Source organism: Rhodococcus sp. 008 (genome assembly GCF_001682295.1).
GTDB classification, from domain to species: Bacteria; Actinomycetota; Actinomycetes; order Mycobacteriales; family Mycobacteriaceae; genus Rhodococcus_F; species Rhodococcus_F qingshengii.
In genome coordinates this window covers 3,064,362-3,081,816 of the sequence record NZ_CP012749.1, presented here as the reverse complement: position 1 = coordinate 3,081,816, position 17,455 = coordinate 3,064,362, and the positions used below count along the sequence as shown (strand labels likewise).

Annotated in this window: 16 protein-coding genes and 1 pseudogene; 3 read left to right on the top strand and 14 right to left on the bottom strand. The window is 61.0% G+C overall.

Going from position 1 to position 17,455, the window contains the following annotated elements; translation table 11 throughout:
- Positions 1 to 29: 29 nt before the first annotated feature.
- The gene (locus AOT96_RS14395) at positions 30 to 824 is read left to right on the top strand and encodes a putative protein N(5)-glutamine methyltransferase (RefSeq protein ID WP_065351909.1); all 795 of its coding nucleotides are present in this window, start codon (positions 30 to 32) and stop codon (positions 822 to 824) included.
- On the opposite strand, the gene AOT96_RS14390 is transcribed toward AOT96_RS14395, so the two are convergent.
- Genes AOT96_RS14390 through AOT96_RS14380 form a run of 3 tightly spaced genes read right to left on the bottom strand, consistent with a single transcriptional unit; the run spans position 815 to position 3,228 of the window.
- On the bottom strand, positions 815 to 1,444 hold the full coding sequence (locus AOT96_RS14390; protein ID WP_007734052.1) for a TetR/AcrR family transcriptional regulator: 630 nt from the start codon (positions 1,442 to 1,444) through the stop codon (positions 815 to 817). The two genes, AOT96_RS14395 and AOT96_RS14390, sit on opposite strands and share 10 nt — an antisense overlap.
- A gap of 30 nt (positions 1,445 to 1,474) precedes the next feature.
- On the bottom strand, positions 1,475 to 2,275 hold the full coding sequence (locus tag AOT96_RS14385; RefSeq protein WP_003945537.1) for an ABC transporter permease: 801 nt from the start codon (positions 2,273 to 2,275) through the stop codon (positions 1,475 to 1,477).
- Positions 2,272 to 3,228, bottom strand: a complete 957-nt coding sequence (locus tag AOT96_RS14380; RefSeq protein ID WP_003945489.1) for a daunorubicin resistance protein DrrA family ABC transporter ATP-binding protein — start codon at positions 3,226 to 3,228, stop codon at positions 2,272 to 2,274. The genes AOT96_RS14385 and AOT96_RS14380 overlap by 4 nt, the downstream gene beginning before the upstream one ends.
- A gap of 44 nt (positions 3,229 to 3,272) precedes the next feature.
- On the opposite strand from AOT96_RS14380, the gene AOT96_RS14375 reads away from it, so the two are divergent.
- Positions 3,273 to 5,231, top strand: coding sequence for a glycoside hydrolase family 71 protein (locus AOT96_RS14375; RefSeq protein WP_231917445.1), 1,959 nt, complete (start codon positions 3,273 to 3,275; stop codon positions 5,229 to 5,231).
- A 30-nt stretch (positions 5,232 to 5,261) separates the two neighbouring features.
- Here AOT96_RS14375 and AOT96_RS14370 read toward each other — a convergent pair whose 3' ends face one another.
- From AOT96_RS14370 to AOT96_RS14345, 6 genes are all read right to left on the bottom strand, one after another.
- Positions 5,262 to 6,722, bottom strand: coding sequence for an MFS transporter (locus AOT96_RS14370; RefSeq protein WP_047269629.1), 1,461 nt, complete (start codon positions 6,720 to 6,722; stop codon positions 5,262 to 5,264).
- The gene (locus tag AOT96_RS14365; RefSeq protein ID WP_003945658.1) at positions 6,719 to 7,567 is read right to left on the bottom strand and encodes a mycofactocin-coupled SDR family oxidoreductase; all 849 of its coding nucleotides are present in this window, start codon (positions 7,565 to 7,567) and stop codon (positions 6,719 to 6,721) included. Before AOT96_RS14365 ends, AOT96_RS14370 begins: the two co-directional genes overlap by 4 nt.
- Positions 7,568 to 7,670: 103 nt before the next feature.
- The gene (locus AOT96_RS14360; RefSeq protein ID WP_042920519.1) at positions 7,671 to 8,864 is read right to left on the bottom strand and encodes a serine hydrolase domain-containing protein; all 1,194 of its coding nucleotides are present in this window, start codon (positions 8,862 to 8,864) and stop codon (positions 7,671 to 7,673) included.
- A 126-nt stretch (positions 8,865 to 8,990) separates the two neighbouring features.
- Positions 8,991 to 9,401: a VOC family protein gene (locus tag AOT96_RS14355; RefSeq protein WP_042920520.1), complete on the bottom strand. Its 411-nt coding sequence runs from the start codon at positions 9,399 to 9,401 to the stop codon at positions 8,991 to 8,993.
- Between the two features lie 134 nt (positions 9,402 to 9,535).
- Positions 9,536 to 10,537, bottom strand: a complete 1,002-nt coding sequence (locus AOT96_RS14350) for an AraC family transcriptional regulator (RefSeq protein ID WP_007734026.1) — start codon at positions 10,535 to 10,537, stop codon at positions 9,536 to 9,538.
- A 31-nt stretch (positions 10,538 to 10,568) separates the two neighbouring features.
- Positions 10,569 to 11,135 (bottom strand): GNAT family N-acetyltransferase, encoded by a 567-nt coding sequence (locus tag AOT96_RS14345; RefSeq protein ID WP_047269633.1) that lies wholly within the window; start codon positions 11,133 to 11,135, stop codon positions 10,569 to 10,571.
- 85 nt (positions 11,136 to 11,220) lie between these two features.
- Here AOT96_RS14345 and AOT96_RS14340 point away from each other — a divergent pair.
- Positions 11,221 to 12,536 (top strand): annotated as a pseudogene (locus AOT96_RS14340) (DUF222 domain-containing protein).
- 111 nt (positions 12,537 to 12,647) lie between these two features.
- On the opposite strand, the gene AOT96_RS14335 reads toward AOT96_RS14340, so the two are convergent.
- Genes AOT96_RS14335 through AOT96_RS14315 form a run of 5 tightly spaced genes read right to left on the bottom strand, consistent with a single transcriptional unit; the run spans position 12,648 to position 17,433 of the window.
- Positions 12,648 to 13,817: a lipid-transfer protein gene (locus tag AOT96_RS14335; protein WP_019746856.1), complete on the bottom strand. Its 1,170-nt coding sequence runs from the start codon at positions 13,815 to 13,817 to the stop codon at positions 12,648 to 12,650.
- A complete protein-coding gene (locus tag AOT96_RS14330; protein ID WP_020968404.1) occupies positions 13,814 to 14,254 on the bottom strand; it encodes a MaoC family dehydratase in 441 nt (146 codons plus the stop codon). The genes AOT96_RS14335 and AOT96_RS14330 overlap by 4 nt, the downstream gene beginning before the upstream one ends.
- A 2-nt stretch (positions 14,255 to 14,256) precedes the next feature.
- On the bottom strand, positions 14,257 to 15,249 hold the full coding sequence (locus tag AOT96_RS14325) for a bifunctional MaoC family dehydratase N-terminal/OB-fold nucleic acid binding domain-containing protein (RefSeq protein ID WP_054187923.1): 993 nt from the start codon (positions 15,247 to 15,249) through the stop codon (positions 14,257 to 14,259).
- Between the two features lie 7 nt (positions 15,250 to 15,256).
- Positions 15,257 to 16,408: an acyl-CoA dehydrogenase family protein gene (locus tag AOT96_RS14320; RefSeq protein WP_042451834.1), complete on the bottom strand. Its 1,152-nt coding sequence runs from the start codon at positions 16,406 to 16,408 to the stop codon at positions 15,257 to 15,259.
- The gene (locus AOT96_RS14315) at positions 16,393 to 17,433 is read right to left on the bottom strand and encodes an acyl-CoA dehydrogenase family protein (RefSeq protein WP_003945711.1); all 1,041 of its coding nucleotides are present in this window, start codon (positions 17,431 to 17,433) and stop codon (positions 16,393 to 16,395) included. The genes AOT96_RS14320 and AOT96_RS14315 overlap by 16 nt, the downstream gene beginning before the upstream one ends.
- Positions 17,434 to 17,455 lie beyond the last annotated feature (22 nt).

Sequence of the window (17,455 nt, the reverse complement as noted above, 5' to 3'; positions counted from 1 at the left end):
GCGAGATCAGGAGGCCGAAAGGCTCTCTCATGTCAGCACCTGATCTCCCGACCTTCCCTGCTTCGCAGCAGAAGTCGGTGGCCGCGATCCTCCGAGCAGCAGGTTGCGTCTTCGCCGAAGACGAGGCTCGCCTACTTCTTCACACCGCACGCTCTCGCGATGAACTCGACGCGATGGTCGACCGACGAGTTGCCGGCGAACCACTCGAGCCCGTCCTCGGATGGGCCGAGTTCTGCGGCTTGCGCATTCACATCGACTCCGGAGTCTTCGTCCCACGCCGGCGCACCGAGTTCCTCGCCCGGCAGGCCTGCTCACTTGTCACCCCAGGAAGCGTCGTCGTCGACATGTGTTGCGGCTCAGGAGCTGTCGGTGTTGTCCTGCAGTCGACGCTCGACGCCGTCGATTTGTACGCGGTAGACGTGGAACCGGCCGCAGTGCGGTGCGCTCGCCGAAACATCACACCGCCCGAGCGTGTACTCGAGGGCGATTTATTCGGACCACTGCCGACGAAATTACTCGGTCGCGTGGATGTCGTCGTCGCCAATGCACCTTACGTCCCCACCGAATCGATCAGGCTGATGCCGCCCGAAGCCCGTCTTCACGAACCGCTGGTCTCGTTGGACGGCGGTACCGACGGACTGGACCTGCAGCGTCGCATCATCGCGGACGCCGCGCCGTGGCTACGACCGGGTGGCTGTCTTCTCGTCGAGACGAGTACGGAGCAGGTCGAAATGACTGTTGAAACATTCACTCGGGGAGGGTTTCTCACTCGGGTAGCAACCTACAGCGAGACCGCGTCGACCGTGGTGATCGGTCAGCGTTGAAGGCGATCGGATCCTGGCGTGGACCACTCCCGAGCGCGGGCGGCAAAGCCGTCGACAAAAAGCCCGAACGCGCGATCGACGCGGGCCCGGTCCCCGGTGGCCAGAAGATCCATCGACAGACCCCGCATTTGCGAGAGCAACAGAGTAGCGACAGAGGCAACATCGTCCTCGGGGCAACCCGCTTGTCGTAGACCGGCTTCCAGTGCCTCGATCCAATCGCCCACAAAACGGTCCAGGAACCGTCCGTAGCGGTCGCGGTCGCCGAGCGCGAGGGCGTAGATCTCGACCATCACCCGGAACCGCGGCAGGACCTCCGGCGTCGTACGTTCGGTCCACCACGCAGTCAGCACTGTCGCCGGATCGACCCCCGGTTTCATCGGCACCGCAATCGGAATGGACTCACCACGCATGTTCTCGATGACCTCGGAGAGCAGATTCTCCTTGCTCTCGAAATGGTTGAGCAACGACGCATGCGACACACCCACGGCCTTGGCGAGCTGCCTCACCGTCAACTCCCCGACACCGTTGTCGATGACGTAGCGGGTCAGCGCGTCGAGCAACTCCTCACGTCGCCCGGCGTATCTCAGGCTGCGTTTGTCGATGCGTTCGGGCTCCGGCACATATCCACCCTACCGGCCGGAATCACCAGGTCAGCGGCTGACTGCCTTCTGATACCGACGAATAGCGAACGGCACGAAGACGATCAGCAAACCGAAAGTCCACAACAACGACGCGATGACCGGATTCTGCAATGGCCACGCATCCGGAACCGTCATCGCAGGATTGGTATTGCCGAACAATTCACGCACCGCCTGAGTAACCGCCGACACCGGATTCCATTCGGCGATCACTTTGAGCGGGCCGGGAAGATTGGTGGTCTCGACAAAAGTGTTCGCGATGAACGACAGCGGAAAGATGACGATGAAGCTCGCGTTGTTGAATACCTCCGGTGTCCGGATCCAAAGCCCGACAACAGCCATGACCCACGACAACGCGTACGCGAAGAACAGAAGCAGCGCATAACCCGCCACCGCTTCGAGGAAACTGGAGTGAATCCGCCACCCGACCAGAAGACCGGTCAACGACATGACCACCAAACTGATGACGTTGATCAACACGTCACTCGATGTTCGGCCTGTCAGCACGGCAGACGGAGCCATGGGCAGCGATCGAAATCTGTCGATGATTCCTTTCTGAATGTCTTCGACCATCCCCAAACCAGTCCAGGTGGCACCGAATATGACCGTCTGCGTGAAGATTCCGGCGATCAGGAATTCTCGATACGACGTGCCCGGGACGGAGATCGCACTGCCGAACACATACGCGAACAAGAGCACGAACATGATCGGCGACAAAGTGGTGAACACCAGCAGATCCGGAACGCGCTTGATCTTGATCAAGTTTCGCCTGGCGATGGTCAAACCGTCTTCGAGCGCCATCTGCACGGTCATTTCTGATCCTCCAGTTCAGCCTGGTGCCCGGTCAGTGTGAGGAAGACATCGTCGAGAGTGGGTCTGCGCAGGCCGACGTCGAATACGCGGATGCCTCGTGCCGACAGAAGATTCAGCGCCGCGACCAACGCGTCGGTGCCGTCGTCGACAGGAACGGTGACGCGACGGACATTCTCTTGAACCTGAATGTCCCCCACGGCAAGCGAGCGCAATTCCTCGCGGACGATGTCGAGATGCTCGACCTCGTGCACACTCAGTTCAATGCGCTCACCCCCGACCCGCGCCTTCAACTGATCTGCAGTACCGCGCGCAATGACCGAGCCGCGGTCGATGACGGCGATCTGGTCGGCCAACCTCTCGGCTTCCTCCATGTATTGCGTCGTGAGCAACAGCGTGGTCCCCTGAGCCACCAACCCTTCGATGACGTCCCAGAGACCGAGTCGCGCCCGAGGATCGAGGCCGGTGGTCGGCTCGTCGAGAAACAACACCTGCGGCCGAGCAACCAATGCGCCGGCGAGATCGAGACGTCGCCGCATTCCGCCGGAATAGCCCTTGACCGGCCGATCTCCAGCCTCGACGAGATCGAACTGCTCGAGCAATTCACGCGCTCGGGCCTTACTGCTTCGGGCGCCGAGGTGATACAGCCTCCCGACCATGTCCAAGTTCTCATAGCCCGTCAGGTACTCGTCGACCGCGGCGTACTGACCCGAAGCACCGATCTTGGATCGCAACGCCCGCGCATCCTCGACCACGTCCAGCCCGGCAACCTTGGCGCGTCCACCGTCGGGAATGAGCAGCGTCGTGAATATCCTTACCGCAGTGGTTTTTCCGGCGCCGTTGGGGCCCAACAGAGCCATCACCGAACCCTCGCGCACTTCCAGGTCGATGCCGTCCAATGCCGTGACGTCGCCGTACTTCTTGACCAGCCCCTCGGCCACAATCGCTTCGGTCATGAGCCCTCCCGCATCGGTAATCCGTCGGTAGTCCGTTCCCCAGTGTGACCCAGGAGGCCGACACATTCCAGGAAATTTCGTCAGTTGCCCGGCTGCAATCACCTCCCTGGTTTCGCCGGTGCCTTTCGGCCACGAGGTACGGAACAGACCACACGTCCCAGTCCTGTCCAATACAGCCGATAAATTTCACCGACCTTTCGACGGATATATACCGGAAAGAAAAACCCGAAATTCTTGAACAAAGACCGCTTTCAGGTATTCATGATGAACGCGGCAGCGTTACACTCGTACAGCAAGTGACACTCGGGCCGGTGACGGTTGACTTATGGTGTCGAATCTCGAATTACAAATCAGACAGAGGCCGAAAAGAATTGAATCACCGATTCAGTGCACGCGGGGAAGACTCACACTTCGGGGGATCGAGAAAGGCTGACTGTGCCATGAGTATCAGAACTCGATACATCCGAACTCCGTGGATCCGAAAAACGGCGAAATATTCCTTCGAGACCATCTGCTTTACCCTGGCCGTGCTTGTCGCGGCCGCACTGATCGCCGCGTACAACACACAACCGCGCTCCGCGCCGACGTACACGCCGGCCTCGTTCTCGGCGAATCCTGAATCTGCAGCGCTGCCCTTCGACATTCCACCCAAGTCGGCACTGAACGGAAAGTTGGTTTTCGCTCACTACTTCCCGCCCTATCCGGTTTCGATCGACAATGCGAATCCGTCTGGCGATTACTATGCGACACAATATCTTACGGTCAACGGCGAGAACAACAAACACGTTCGCTACGGAGGATTCCTCCGCGATCGGCCGACACCGCGGCAACCCATCGCCGATACGCAGTGGCGCCAACGCGACCTCGAAAACGAAGTTCGTTCGGCAATCGCCGCGGGCATCGACGGATTCTCCGTCGACATCATCGCCAAGGCAACCGACACCAGTTGGTGGGGTTCCACCGTGCCCACCGCCCTGATCAAAGCGGCCGCAGCAGTCGATCCGAATTTCAAGATCATGCTCATGCCTGATATGAACGGCGCGTTCAAAAACATGACCGCAGCTCAAATGGCAGCAGAGATGAAACCGTATTCGACCATGGCATCATCGTTCAAATTGAACGACGGACGGCTCGTGATATCTCCATTCCTTGCCGAAAACAAGACTGCGGGCTGGTGGTCGGAGTTCATCACTCTGATGAAGAATTCTTACGGCATAAATGTGGCATTTGTTCCGGTTTTCCTCGACGCTGCAGCCAACCGGAATTCTTTTGCATCGATCAGCTACGGGATGTCGAATTGGGGTAATCGAAATCCGGCAGGAAATCCGCTCTCGGGATCGAACCCGAACTCTCCGATGGGACTTGCCGCTGCCGCTCACTCCTTGGGAAAGATATGGATGCAACCAGTCGCCTTCCAAGATGTTCGTCCAAGTCAGTCGATCTACGACGAGGCACAGAATTCACAGAATCTGCAGAACATGTGGCAGATTGCGATTGCGTCCAACAGTGAATGGGTACAGCTCGTCACCTGGAACGACTACAGCGAGGGAACGTCGTTCGCACCCAGCGCCGGTCATGGGCGCGCGTTACTCGACATGAGTTCCTACGGGCTGTACAGCTTCCGCTCCGGCGCCTCACCCGCGATTGTTCGCGACACCGCGTATCTCGTCTATCGCAATCAGTCGGTCTCCGCGGTCCCCGTCAATCGCTCTGCTGCCCCTATGACACTGCGCCAATGGTCATCCCCCGCTCGCGATACCGTCGAGGTTCTCACCTTCTTGACCGCTCCCGCAGTCGTCAAAGTGACGGTGGGAACCACGATTACCACCTGCAATGCCCCGGCCGGGATGAGCAGCTGCATCGCCCCGTTGAAAGTAGGTTCCATCAAGGCCTCTGTCGTTCGCGGCACTACCGAGGTGTCTCGGGTGAGTTCGCACGCGGCGGTGACGGCCACACCGTACAACCAGAATCTCGAGTACCTGGTCGATTCCAGTCGGAGATAACGGTGACGAAGATCGGGTGAGTCCGTCGACTCACCCGATCTTCGTTGCGCCATCGGTTTCGGCTGCAATTGGTAACTCGGGCCGCGATACCGCCCCCGTCCGCTCCACCCTCACTGCCAAGGTCACCGCGGCCGCCAGTGCCGATACGCCCGCTCCGATCCAGTACAAAACCGCGAACGAATGCAGGGTCGGCACAGTGCTCGCACCGATCACCACCGTCGAACCGGCCAATACCGCTGCCGCAACGGCGCTTCCGGTGGAGGTACCGACCGAACGGAGCAGGCTGTTGAATCCGTTGGCCGAGGCAGTCTGATGGATCGGCGCAGATTCGGTGATCAGAGTCGGCATGGCTGCCAGGGAAAATGCCACACCGGCCGATACCACGGCAGCGCCGATCACGATATTGACCAGCGTCGGCGTCAACAACACACGCAAGACGTATCCGATTGCGATGACGATCGCTCCTGAGGCCAACGTGGCCTTCGCTCCCCATCGCCTCGTCACCTTCGACGACACCGGCGCCAATCCGATCATCAGGACTCCGCCCGGCATCATCGCCAGTCCGGCTTCGGCAGCCGAGAGTCCGAGACCGTCCGCCGATGCCAGGGGCAACTGAAGTTCCTGCGTTGCCGCCAACGCGCTGATGAACATGGCAAAACCGAGTAATACTGCGCAGACGTTCGAAACCAGAATCGGAGCGCGAAGGGAAGTCCGCAGATCGACCAGCGGTGCCGGCGTGTGCAGTTCCCACGGAATCCATCCACAGAGCAAGACCACGCCGGACGCGATCAGAACCAGAACCTCGGGGCTTGCCCAGCCCCATTCGGTTCCTTTCGAAACGGCCAGCAGCAGTGCAGTCATAGCGAGCGTGAGGACTGTGGCTCCCAGAAAGTCGAAGCGTCCGCGACTCTTCACAGCCGATTCCGGCACCACCAGCGGCAAGACGACTATCAGTACGACCCCGAATCCACCGGTGACCCAGAAAAGCGCGGGTAGTCCCCAGTGCGCCGAGATCACCCCAGCCATCGGCATACCGAACATGCCACCGATCCCCAACGTCGCACTCATGAGAGCTACTGCACCACTGAGCTTTTCCGGAGGAAGGACATCGCGCATGATGCTGATTCCGACGGGCAGAAGTGCCGTCGCGAACCCCTGCAACGAGCGCCCGAGGATCAGTAACCAGAAACTCTGGCTGAGCGCCGCAACCATGCAGCCGACGATCATCACGGCAAGACAGACGAGCATCATCGCGCGCTTACCGAACATGTCGGCGAGTCTGCCGATGAGAGGGGTTGCGACGGCACCGGTCAGCAACGTCGAGGTCACCAGCCAGGAAGCGGTGGAGGACGATACTCCCGATGCCGTCGCGAACGCAGGCAGGACCGGCACCACCAAGGTCTGTTGCAGCGCGACCACCACACCGCTCAGACTCAGGACGCCGACGACCCACCCGGTCCGCGCTTTCGCGCGAACAGTCTTGTCCGTCAAGCGTTCGAGCGAGCGGCTACTCCGGCGTCGACAGGAACCACGATGCCACTCATGTGGGCACTCGCGTCGGCGGCGAGGAACAGGACTACTCGCGTGATCTCGAAGGGATCCAGCCAACCGACCGGCTGCGCATGCAGAGTCGCGTACACGGGTTCGACGTCGTCTGCCGTCGGCGATTCGAGGTCAGGCCGCATCATCGCGTACATCATGTCGTTGTGAATCATCGGCGTCGAGATGTTCCCCGGTGCAATAGCATTCACGGTCACACCCGAGTTTGCCAGTTCGAGCGACACACTCTTCGTCAAACCGATGACGCCCCATTTGGAGGCGCCGTACGCCGCCATCTGGGTGCCACCGGATCGACCCATCATCGAGGAAATCGTGATGATGCGACCGTAACCACGTTCCGCCATTCCACCTGACACGGCCGCAACGGTGTTGAACACACCGGTCAGGTTCGACGAGATGACTTCGTTCCACTGTGCCGACGTCATCGACGTGATCGGAGCGGGCACGGACACACCGGCATTCGCGACGGCGATGTCGACACGGCCGAACTCGGCTTCAGCGCGGGCAACGAGCGCGTCCATTGCGTCGCGATCAGCAGTGTCTGCCTTGACGGCAATGCACCGACGACCGGTGGCTTCCACCAAACGAACGGTTTCCTTCAGATCCTCCTCGTTTGCGAGGGGGTAGGCGACGACATCACTGTTCTCGCACCGGTCGCAGATCACGATGTCCGCGCCACGCTCCGCGAATGCGACAGCGTGGGCGCGCCCCTGACCGCGTGCGGCGCCGGTGATCAGTGCAACTTTTCCTTCGAAGCTGCCTTCGAGGCTGTTCATGCCGTCTCCTAGTTCGTCGTATGCAAGCGTGCGCTGTACTGCATGCGTACTCCGAACCCGCCCGAAAGAAACAGTCGATCCCGGACAGCGGGAATCCAGCCGATCACTGGTAAACGGCGGTCTCGAATTCCAGGTATCCGTTGATGGATCCAGCGTCCGCGAACGGCAGAATCTGCGTTGCCCAGAACCCGCCGACGCCGGTCTGCCGGTCGATCCAGTAATAGAGGTTGGCAAGACCCGCCCAAGCCAGCGATCCGGCCGGCCTACCGGTGGGGGCCACCTCTTCATTTGTCATGAAGGAGTACGCCCATCCCTTGGCGACGCCGGGGAAGAACTCCGCATCGTTGGACAGTGTCGGGAGAACTCCGGGCAACAACCCCACGTGCTGGCCTTCGAGACCGTTCCGTACGGCTGCAGCTACCGTCTCCGGCGACAACACGCGACCCGAAGTGCCCGCGCCGTCGTTCAGCCACATACGAATGAACTTCGTGTAGTCGCCGACAGTGCCGTGCAAACCGTGACCACCCATGTGCACCTCGGGTTCGGCCGGAAGCTCGAATCCGATGAGCGGAGTGAGGCTTCCGTCGCTCTCGCGCTGATGGATCGGTGCAAGTCGATCCTTCATCGACGGGCTCATCGTGAATGCCGTATCCGTCATCTCGAGAGGTTCGAAGATGCGCTCGCGCATGACATCGCCGAGTCGCTGACCTCGAATCGACTCGACGACCTGTCCGGCCCAGTCGATGTTGGTGCCGTACTCCCACTTCTCACCCGGGTCGAAGAGCAGCGGTGTCGTGAGCGCCGCTTTGCTACACGTGATCACGCTGGGCTGCCCATGTTCCTGCGAGAGCCGGTTGTACGACTCGTTGAAGAAGTCGTAGCCGAACCCTGCAGTGTGAAGGAGCAGCATGCGAGTGGTGATGTCACGCTTGGGTTCCCGAAGAACGGGGTTTCCGCCGGCGTCGAAACCGTCCAGGACCTTCAGCTCACCGATGTCGGGAACATAGGTCGCTGCAGGTGCATCGAGATCGAGCAACCCCTCCTCCACACATTGCAGGACAGCGGTACCGGTAATCGCCTTGGTGGTGGAGAAGAGCGCAAAGGTTGTATCGAGGGTCATCGGTTCGCCGTGACCGAGAGCCCGCTCACCGGCTGCACCCTCGTAGATGTTGCCTTCTCGATCCGTGATCATCGCGACGACACCCGGGACTCGGTCAGCCCGCTGAGTTGCTCGCGCCAGCACGTCGTCGAGGTGCTGCTTCGAAAGGGGCTTCCGCGCAATATCTTCGATCGTCACTGCATTTCTCCATCCGACTTGCATCTTGTCTTGTCGAACAGAATGTAACGGCGATCACATACCCGGTTCTGCCTCGAAACGGCAGTAAAACTGTCTCGTTTCGGCAGAACCGGGCAGAGCTTGGAGTCAGCTCTGGGGCGCTCCGATATTCACCAGCCAGGAAATGCCGAATTTGTCTGTACAGGCGCCGAATTCGTCGCCCCACATCTGCTTCTCGAGTGGAACGCTCACCGTTCCCGTTCCCGACAACTGCTCCCAGTACCCGCGCAGCACATCGCCGTCGTCGCCGCTGAGGCTGACCGTGATGTTGTCGCCGGGGTTGTACGGCATGCCGGGCGGAGTGTCGGCACCCATCAGGGTGTATCCCTGATCGGTTTCGAGCATTCCGTGCATGATCTTGTCGCCGCCTTCATCGGGATTGCCGAACTCACCGAACGTGCTCAGCGCCAGCGTGCCACCAAAGATTTCTTTGTAGAACTCCAACGCCTCACGGGCATTGCCGTTGAAGCTGATGTACGGATTGAGTCGAGTTGCCATGACGTACTCCTAGCTCGTGGGATTGCTGTCACGTTCGATTTCAATCCTTGCAGAACGCTCCGACACGAAACAACGGATCACGGCAGTTCATCGAGTGCGTAAAACGATCGTCATGACCGTTCAAACAACTGTCCTCAGAGTCGATTCCGGGTCTCGGAAGGCAACTCTCCGAACCGTTTCCGGTATGTGGCCGCAAACATACCCAGATTGACGTAGCCCCAGGCGTTGGCGATTTCGGAGACGGTTCTCCCGTCGGAACGCAACAGTTCGCCGCGTACACCCTCCAACCGACGCGCGCGCAATCGTTGCCCCGGCGTGGTGTCTCGGTACCGTCGAAATCCCGCAGTGAGCGCCCGGACACTGACACCCACCGCAGCCGCGATCTCCGATGCCGTCGGCACCGAGCGAGCAAACGTATCGATGTACTCCTCTGCCGATCGCACGTAGGCAGGTTCGGCGGAGGCGACGTCGACGCCGAGTTGCAGCCCGGCCTGCGTCGCCCACTCGTCGAGAAGCTGAGCCGCGATGAGTTCTTGAACCCTGGCACCCAGCCTTTCGCTCGACATCGCCTCAGGCGACTCTGCAATTGCGCGAACGACGTAGTCCATCAATGCCAGCCAACTCGAGCCCCGCCCGCCGATGGTGCACTTGTGCCGCCACAGACGGTCGTCGGGAACCGACCCGAACCATTGCATGGCGTGATCGGCGACAAGCTGATGCGGCACAGTGAGATTCAGCTGCAGATGATCTTCGTCGAATTCGACGAAGTAGTCGGTCCGGCTACAGTCGGCGACAAAGGTCTCCCCCACGGCAGTATTCACCGCAGTTCCTCCGCCGAGGGCATGTCGACCGTTGCCTCTGATAGTCGTCAGAACCAGAATGTTTCCGGCCTCAGGCGAACATTCACCGACGGAGACCGGAATCCCGTAACAGAATCTGGTGACGTCGATCTTGCCGACTGCCGCGGAGTACATGTCCGAAGCCGGCTTCAACCGACTTCCGATCGGCGTGACCGTATACGGCATGTAGATGTTGTCGGACCACTCCTTGATGCGGTCCCAGTCCCGAGAAAAGGCCTGGTGATGCTGCATAGTGGGCCGGCCGGCCGCGTCGATGAGCAAGGCATCCTCGAACATGGTTCGAGTATCGCACCAGGGCCCGGGAAGGTCACGCGAAGTGAGCTGACGTGATCTCTGGCTGTACGGCGGCGGGTCGTGTTGCAGCAAAAAGCAGCGAATCCACCGCGGTCCCCCGGATCACCATGTGTGCCCTCATTCGCCCCTCCTCCTCCATTCCGATTTTGGTGAGCACCGACGCCGACGCCGAGTTCTCGGGACGACACGTTGCTTGCACTCGCTGCGCTCCGAAGCGAGCAAAGGCGAATTCCAGAACCGCGCGCCCCGCCTCCGACGCATAGCCTCGCCCTTGGAACTTCGGGTTCACGACAAAACCGAGTTCCGCCCGCCGGTGCGCGGCGGATACTTCCCACACAGCTACCGAACCGATGACCGCTCCATCGGCCTTCGACGTGATGGCCAGGGTGAACGTGCGGCGTTCGACGAGCGCAGCTTCGAGTGCCGCGTCCGCCAGGAATGCCCTGGTCACCGCGGGGGTGTTCGGCCCCCAATCAACATATCTACAGACGGCAGGGTCGGACGCGTACTGATGGACGGCACCTTCATCCGCGGCAGTGAAATCTCGAAGAACAAGGCGTTCCGTAGTCAACGTGAACATCCAGCGATCCTAGAGCGCGCCCAAAAGCACCTCTTGACTCGAACGCATGTTCGAGTATGATTTGGGGAGGGGATCGGGGGATTCAATGAGCGTCTTGTTGTCGGACGTGGTGTCTGGTTCTGCGGTGGGGTTACGCGGACGCCTGTGGCAGTTGTCTGCTTCTGAGTTGCGTACCGCTGCTATCGAGGCGAGTGCGGAGATTCTGCGTCTCGAGGCTGTGCGGGTGGCGGTGGTCGACGAGATGTCGATGCGCCCGGATGATCAGGTGATCGCCAGCCGCGGAGTGGGGTCCTGGTTGGCGGGCAACACGATGCTGCAGGTTCGGGACGGGAAGAAGATCGCCGCGTTAGGTGCAGCTTTGCGGCCGTTTCCGGCGGTGGCTGCTCGGTTCGATGGCGGGGATTGCTCGTTCGAGCATGCTGTGTTGATCGTGGCGTTCTGTGAATCACCACCTAAAGGCATGCCGGAGGAGGCGCTACCGAAGTGCATCGATTTGTTGCTCGCTGCCGCGTCGGGGGTGGAGGCGACAACGACGAAGGTGCGGAACGTGATCGCGACCTTGGAGCGGTTGTTCGAATCGGATGAGATCCCGCCCGCCGAAGATGTCGATCTCAACGAGTTGCGGATCGCGTCGACGCTCAATGGTCGGGTGGTGGTGCGTGGGGATTTCGATGCCCTCACCGGGGAAATGCTGCTCTCCGCGTTGTCGAATCTGACGATGCCGACCCCGGCACCGGACGGAACCCCGGATTCTCGGTCGGCGGCGAAACGGACCGCGGATGGGTTCACCGAACTGATCCGCCGGTACCTCGACTGCGCCAAAACCGGCACCGACGGTGGTCAGCGCCCGCATGTGAACGTGCACATCAATGCTCGGGATCTGGCGGAGCATCGGGATTGCGCCGCGTCGCCTTCTGATGTGGACGACGAAGGCTCACCCGATCTGGACTTGTCGGATCTTGATGTCGGGCACATGCCCTGGCTCGGACCGCTGTCGGTGTCGCAGACCAGGCTTCTCGGGTGTGATTGTTTCCTGTCCACTGTTCTGCTCGACGATCACGGCGCGCCCTTGGATGCGAACCAGGAAAGAGGTTGGTCACCGCCGAACAACGGACTGCGTTGATCGCCCGGGACAGAGGCTGCGCGTTCCCCGGCTGCACATGTGTGCCTGCCTGGACGGATGCGCACCATATCCGGCACTGGGCCAATGGTGGCCCGACGGTGATGAACAACCTGGTCCTGCTGTGCCGTTCACATCATCGGTTGATGCACCGGAAATCAGGGTTCGTCGGGAAATGGGCGATTCGGATCGGTGTCGACAACAAACCGTGGTTCATCCCGCCACCCTCGATCGACCCGCAGCAGCACCCGAGGCCGGCGAACACCACCTTCAAAACCTGAGAGGTCAAACCTCTTTGGCGACAACAGAACACGGACCGAGCACCGCATCGAAGGAGACCTCGATGCGGTGCCAACCGGCCGTGACGCTTGATGAAGCTGTGCCCACGATAATCAGCGAGTCAGCACAAGCCCCGATGTCGGAACGCCCGTTCCCGCAGTCACCAGTACATTCTCGACGGAGTCGACCTGGTTGACCGAAGTACCGCGGATCTGCCGAACACCCTCGGCGATACCGTTCATCCCGTGAATGTATGCCTCGCCGAGCTGTCCACCATGGGTGTTGATCGGAAGCTTGCCGCCGAGTTCGATTGCGCCACCGGCGATGAAGTCCTTTGCCTCTCCCCTGCCACAGAAACCGAGTTCCTCGAGCTGCATCAGAACATAGGGCGTGAAGTGGTCGTAGAAGATCGCCGTCTGCATGTCCGACGGGCGCAGCCCACTTTGTGACCAGAGCTGATCGCCGACAAGGCCCATCTCCGGTAGGCCGGTCAAACCGTCGCGGTAATAGCTGGTCATGATGTATTGATCTGCCCCGCTGCCCTGTGCGGCGGCAGCGATAACGGCGGGGGTGTTCTTCAGATCTTTGGCTCGTTCTGGCGAGGTGACGACGATCGCGATGCCGCCGTCGGATTCCTGGCAGCAATCGAGGAGATGCAAAGGTTCAGCGATGAATCGCGAGTTCTGATGGTCCTCGAGGGTAATCGGTTTTCCGTAGAAGAACGCCTTCGGATTGGTGGCTGCATGCTTACGGTCGGCGACGGCGATTCGACCGAAGTCCTCGCTGGACGCTCCGTATACGTGCATGTATCGCTGCGCGACCATCGCGACAAAGGATGCGGGAGTACCCAATCCGTGAGGATAGGAAAAGGCGTTGTCCGTTCCCGACGAATTGACCTGCGCCACAAGGCCGGAGTTCACCTGCCCGAAACGCGCACCCGATCGCTCGTTGAACGCGCGGTAAGCGACGACGACGTCTGCGACGCCGGTGGCAACAGCCATGGCGGCCTGCTGAATCGTCGCCGCAGCGGCACCACCACCGTAGTGAATACGACTGAAGAACTTGAGGTTCGGGATACCCACCGAACGAGCCACTGCCACTTCGGTGTTGGTGTCCATGGTGAACGAGGTAAGACCGTCGACGTCGGCGGGTGTCAGACCGGCGTCGTCCAACGCGGCTTGAACAGCCTCGGCGGCAAGTCGCAGTTCACTGCGACCGGAGTCCTTCGAGAAATCCGTGGCTCCGATTCCGACGATCGCTGCCTTGCCGGACAATGCGCTCATTCAATGTCTCCGTTTTCAATGTCTCCATTCGAGCCCGACGCCGGAAATGCCAGTGTGACCTGTGCGGTGATGTGATCTCCCAGGCTGTTCTTGCCGACCACCGCGAGCGACACGAGATCCTCGTCGTAGGAGGTCACCGTTCCGGAGAGCGTCAAGGTGTCGTAGGCGTACCAGGGGACTCCGAGGCGGAGTTTGATCGACGTGAGTACAGCTCGCGGTCCGGCCCAATCGGTCACGAATCGCTGCACCAAGCCGGTGTCGGTGAGGATGTTGACGAAGATGTCCTTCGAGCCGCGTTTCTGTGCGAGATCGCGGTCGTGGTGAACATCTTGAAAATCGCGGGTAGCGAGCGCCGCCGAGACCACAAACGTCGGGTCGCCGTAAATCGAGAGCTGCGGAAGAACCTCTCCCACAGTGATATCCGTCGTCAAAGTCATCGTCACTCCTTCACCGCAGAAACCGCAGACACAGAAACCGGCTGCCAGGCGTACAGAGTCCAGGGAGTTCCCCCGGTCTCGTCGTCTCCGGGGAAGTCGAGGTAGATCGCCTCCACCTCCATCCCGATCGACACACTCGACGGATCGATACCGCGCAATTCGCCGAGCATCCGCACACCCTCGGGCAGTTCGACCAGGGCCACGACGAACGGCAACGACCGACCAGGAACCTTGGGGGCGTGGTGAACGACAAAGCTGAAGACCGTTCCCCGACCTGACGCGACCACGTAGTCGGTCTGCTCCGACTTGTCTTTCCAGATCGCGGGCACCGGCGGGTGCTGTACCGAACCATCCGCACGCAGTTGAATACGCAACTCGTGTGCGGCGACACCGTCCCAGAAGAACTGCGTGTCGAGGGATGCTGTCGGGCGCAGCATCCGAGATGCGTCCAGGTCCGCAGGCACGTCAGTGGAGGAACTTTCGCTGACTGGCGGCGCGAACTTCAAGATCCGGAACATCATCTCCGAGACCAGTTCTTCGCCGACCCGCCAGAAGCTGCGAGTAGTGAAGAACCACCCTTCACCAAGACCTGTCTTCTTGGGTCCCACTACGTCTTCCAACACCGAGGAGATGGTGACTTCTTCACCCGGCTTCAAGTAGCGGTGGTAGATCTGATCGCAGTTGGTCGCGACGACGGAGGTGAATCCGGCCTCGTCGAGGATGTCCGTCATCCGGCCCAACGGATCGTCGGCTTCTCGAATTGCCCCCAGACCGCGCATCGTCCATACCTGCGCCATCGCCGGCGGCGCGACTATTCCGTCGTGTCCGGCGGCGCGGGCGGCCGATTCGTCGACGTAGATCGGGTTCTCGTCACCGATCGCCTCGACCCAGTTGCGGATCATCGGCAGGTTCACGGGGTCCCGGCCGGCGCGAGGAGCGCTTGGCCCGTCCTCTCGAACCCGCTCGGCAGCAGTGAGAATGGGATCTGACACGATTTGTTTCCTATCTCGGAACGCGAGGAAGCTTCAGGCCGGCGGTCGCAATCAGTTCGCGCATCACCTCGTTGACTCCACCGCCGAAGGTGATCACCAGGTTGCGCTTGATCTGCATGTCCAACCACTCCATGAGATCAGCAGTTTCGGGATCGATCGGATTTCCGTACCGCCCGACGATCTCTTCCGCGAGTCGACCGACCCGCTGGATACGCTCGGTCGCAAACACTTTGGTTGCCGAAGCGTCGGCGATATCCACCGAATCCGAATCACTCGACGCCACTTGCCAGTTGAGCAGTTCGTTGAGGCGGTACGTCGCATGTATTTCGCCGAGCGCGCGCCGTACGTCAATGTGATCAAGCAGGTTTTCACGCTTGGCCCAATCGAAGACGTGGTCGTAAATCCCTGCGACACGACCTGCCGGACCGAGCATGACGCGCTCGTGGTTGAGCTGCGTCGTGATCAAGCGCCAGCCCTGATTCTCCTCACCCACAAGCATGTTCGCCGGAACGCGAACGTCCTCGTAGTAGGTGGCGTTGACGTGATGCGCACCGTCGCAGGTGATGATCGGGGTCCAGGTGTAGCCGGGATCTTTGGTGTCCATGATCAGGATGGAGATGCCGCGGTGCCTTGAATCGGCAGACCCTGTCCGCACGGCGAGCCACACGTAATCGGCGTCATGCCCGCCGGTGGTGAAAATCTTCTGGCCGTTGACGACGTACTCGTCACCATTTCGTGCCGCCGAAGTGCGCAGTGCTGCAAGGTCGGTGCCGGCTTCCGGTTCGGTGTAGCCGATCGCGAAGTGCACTTCACCGGCGAGGATCGCGGGCAGGAATTTCTGCTTCTGCTCCTCGCTGCCGTACTTCTGCAGGGTCGGACCGACGGTCTGCAAAGTCACCGAAGGCAGTGGGACATCCGCCCGCACAGCCTCGTTGACAAAAATCTGCTGCTCGACTTCACCGAACCCACGTCCGCCGAACTCCACCGGCCAGCCGACGCCGAGCCAGCCGTCCTTGCCCATACGACGGATGACCTCGCGATAGGTAGGGCCATGCCGCTCCACGCGCATGATCTTGGCCTCTTCGGGCGAGATCAGCGTCGAGAAGTAGCGTCGAAGTTCAGCTTGCAATGCGCGCTGACTGTCGGTCAGATCGATGAACACCGGGCCCCCACGAGGTCGAGTCGCTGCGAAGCGCCGCCGAGCAGGCGCGCCAAGTCTTTTGCAGTCGAGTAGTAACGATGAAGCGGATACGTGACGTCGACGCCCAGACCGCCGTGCAGGTGGTGAAGCACCTGCATCGTGGCGGGTACTTCCTGGGCGATCCAGTACGCCATGACGTCGAGGTCCGACTGAGCATCCAGGCCCTCCGACACGCGCCAGGACGCCGACAACGCCGCGACGTGAAGAGTCCGCGAGGTGACATAGGCGTCGGCGATCTGCTGTGAGACCGCCTGGAACGTTGCGAGCGGCTTGCCGAATTGCTCGCGTGAGCCGACATGTGCCGCAGTGAGATCGACGGCACCGGACACCAAACCGTCTGCAACGGCTCCGATACTCGCCGTAGCGATCCGGTACAGCGTCTGGACGGCTTCCTCGCCGGCACCGAGAAGTTCACCGACTGCCTCGTCCATCGTGACTGCGAACTCCGGACTGCCGGACGCACTGGGTGTCGGCGTCAATGCGACGCCGGCGGCGGTCGGATCGACGAGCACGACTCCGGCGTCGGTGGGCACAAGAATTCTGTGTGCGCTCGCCGCGAAGGGAACGGCGAGCACCGTCCCGCTGACGCGATACCAGTCGCCCGACTGCTGCGCGGTGGTCGACGGCTGCGCCGGGAACTGCTGACCCGGCTCACCGAGCGCCGCGGTGAACACCCGTCCGGCGCCGACTCCGGTGAGCAATTCGTCCTGTTGAGCGTCGGTCCCCAGAGCGACTATGGGGAGTACACCGAAGCCGAGGGTTGCGAGAGCCGGAATTGGAGCGGCGGCCCGGCCGACCTCGACGAGGAGGGAACCGACGTCGGCGACGGAGAGTCCCTCGCCGCCCAGACGCTCGGGCAGGGCCAGCGTGAGCAGGTCGGCATCGGCGAATGCCGCCCAGAGCGCGTCCGGCTCCAGTTCGCGGGCAAGGAGCGCGGTAGCCACCTCGGCTACCGCTTCCTGGGTTTCATCGGGAGTGAAGTCCACGCTGGCAATCCTGTCTCTGATG

What these genes read in the sequence shown, in the direction of transcription:
- AOT96_RS14395 (WP_065351909.1), top strand. Translation starts at nt 30, where the DNA reads ATGTCAGCACCTGATCTCCCGACCTTCCCTGCTTCGCAGCAGAAGTCG.
- AOT96_RS14385 (WP_003945537.1), bottom strand. Translation starts at nt 2,275, where the DNA reads ATGACCGTGCAGATGGCGCTCGAAGACGGTTTGACCATCGCCAGGCGA.
- AOT96_RS14380 (WP_003945489.1), bottom strand. Translation starts at nt 3,228, where the DNA reads ATGACCGAAGCGATTGTGGCCGAGGGGCTGGTCAAGAAGTACGGCGAC.
- AOT96_RS14365 (WP_003945658.1), bottom strand. Translation starts at nt 7,567, where the DNA reads ATGAACAGCCTCGAAGGCAGCTTCGAAGGAAAAGTTGCACTGATCACC.
- AOT96_RS14355 (WP_042920520.1), bottom strand. Translation starts at nt 9,401, where the DNA reads ATGGCAACTCGACTCAATCCGTACATCAGCTTCAACGGCAATGCCCGT.
- AOT96_RS14350 (WP_007734026.1), bottom strand. Translation starts at nt 10,537, where the DNA reads ATGTTCGAGGATGCCTTGCTCATCGACGCGGCCGGCCGGCCCACTATG.
- AOT96_RS14345 (WP_047269633.1), bottom strand. Translation starts at nt 11,135, where the DNA reads ATGTTCACGTTGACTACGGAACGCCTTGTTCTTCGAGATTTCACTGCC.
- AOT96_RS14335 (WP_019746856.1), bottom strand. Translation starts at nt 13,817, where the DNA reads ATGAGCGCATTGTCCGGCAAGGCAGCGATCGTCGGAATCGGAGCCACG.
- AOT96_RS14330 (WP_020968404.1), bottom strand. Translation starts at nt 14,254, where the DNA reads ATGACTTTGACGACGGATATCACTGTGGGAGAGGTTCTTCCGCAGCTC.